The organism is Bacteroides sp. An269, assembly GCF_002159755.1.
GTDB classification, from domain to species: domain Bacteria; phylum Bacteroidota; class Bacteroidia; order Bacteroidales; family Bacteroidaceae; genus Phocaeicola; species Phocaeicola intestinalis.
Window position 1 is genome coordinate 1 of sequence record NZ_NFJG01000217.1, and the last position, 1,977, is coordinate 1,977.

At 43.3% G+C, this 1,977-nt stretch carries 1 protein-coding gene; it reads left to right on the forward strand.

The window, feature by feature from the left end; all coding sequences use genetic code 11:
* Window positions 1-297: 297 nt before the first annotated feature.
* A complete protein-coding gene (locus B5F71_RS19325; protein ID WP_022038717.1) occupies window positions 298-1,812 on the forward strand; it encodes a THUMP domain-containing protein in 1,515 nt (504 codons plus the stop codon).
* Window positions 1,813-1,977: the final 165 nt, after the last annotated feature.

The window sequence follows — 1,977 nt, forward strand, 5'->3', positions numbered from 1 at the left end:
ATGATATTTAGTAATATAGTCAATCTATAATAAGTTGGTTATTACCAATATATTGTGTTTTTATGAGATTTCCCGATTGTGTAAGTTAAAGTCCCGTACGCACCGCAACAAAAATAAAAAATATTCGCTTATGAATCCCTAAGTTGTCACAACTTAGGGATTTTATTTTATAGTACTCCCCCTTCTAGCCGCACAAATAACAGCAAGGTGCGCAAGAAACACACGCAAACGTTTGATTGACTGAATGAAAATTCCTAATTTTGCACAATTATTTGAAATTACGTAATTTACTATAAGATGAACCAAGAATTCGAGCTGATCGCCAAAACCTTCCAGGGATTGGAAGAAATATTGGCACAAGAACTCACCGAACTGGGAGCAGGAAACATCCAGATCGGACGGCGTATGGTATCGTTTACCGGAGACAAAACAATGATGTACCGCGCCAATTTCAACTTGCGCACTGCTATCCGCGTGCTGAAACCCATCAAACATTTTCAGGCGACAAATGCCGACGAGGTGTACAATGCCGTAAAAGCCATAGCTTGGGAGAATTATATGGATAATACGACCAGCTTTTCGGTAGATGCAGTGGTATTTTCGGAGGTTTTCCGTCACTCCAAATTTGTAGCCTATAAAGTAAAAGATGCCATTGTTGATTATTTCCGCGAAAAAACCGGAAGCCGTCCATCGGTACGGATCAATAACCCTGACTTGGCACTGAATATTCACATTGCCGAAGATCAATGCACACTTTCACTTGATAGTTCGGGCGAATCACTTCATCGCCGCGGTTATCGGCAAGAACAAGTAGAGGCACCCTTGAATGAGGTGCTTGCGGCCGGAATGATTCTAATGACAGGCTGGCGGGGAGAATGCGACCTGATAGACCCGATGTGCGGTTCGGGCACCATCCCCATTGAAGCGGCACTGATAGCCAGAAATATAGCTCCAGGCGTGTTTCGTAAAGAATTTGCTTTTGAGAAATGGAAAGACTTTGATAAGGAACTGCTGGACTCCATCTACAACGATGATTCACAGGAACGTGAATTTACCCACAAAATTTACGGTTACGACAACAATCCGAAAGCCAATGAAATAGCAACTCATAATGTAAAGGCAGCCGGATTGACCAAAGACATCGTATTGAAGGTACAGGCGTTCCAACAATTTGAGCAACCCAAAGAAAAGAGTCTTATCATTATGAATCCGCCTTATGGCGAACGTATCTCTTCAGATGACTTGTTAGGATTGTATCAGATGATAGGCGAACGGTTGAAACACGCATTTACAGGTAATGATGCGTGGATATTGAGTTATCGGGACGAATGTTTCGACCAGATCGGACTGAAAGCATCAGTAAAAATTCCGCTCTTCAACGGTGCTTTGGAATGTCAGTTCCGCAAATACCAACTATTTGACGGTAAATATCGTGAATTCCGTAGTGAGAATCCTGACAAAGAATTCAAGCCAAAGGGTGAAGAAAAGATAGTACGTGCGCGTCATCACGGTGAAAAAGTGGAATACGGACGGCGCGAAGGTAAAGAACGTTTCCGTGACAGCGCCCGTCGGGAATGGGATAAACCGGGATTTCGTCCGCGTGAAGACCGTCGTAGGGAAGAAGATGACCGTCGTTCGTTCCGTCCTCGCAGGGCTGAAGACGGCAAAGAGTTTACACGGGAACGCAAACAAGCTTTCAACCGCGAAGAACCGAAACGTTTCTCACGCAATGAAGAAAGTGATAAACTGGCCAGAATCCCGGCAAACCTGCGCTATATGCATCGCCGCCGGAAACCGGAAGAAGAAAATTAAGTTTGTAAGTTTTTAAGTTTGTAAGTTTTTAAGTTTTTGAGTTTGTAAGTTCTTTGGTTTAAGAAGCTGTTTTGAATTTATCGTGCGATGATTTGGGATGAGTTTTTGAGGCATTTTTGCTTCTGTGATGAGGAAGATAGCGGGCTATCTGACGAAGAACAGGAG

Excerpts from the sequence above, each read along its gene's own strand:
- B5F71_RS19325 (WP_022038717.1), top strand. The coding sequence starts at position 298 with ATGAACCAAGAATTCGAGCTGATCGCCAAAACCTTCCAGGGATTGGAA.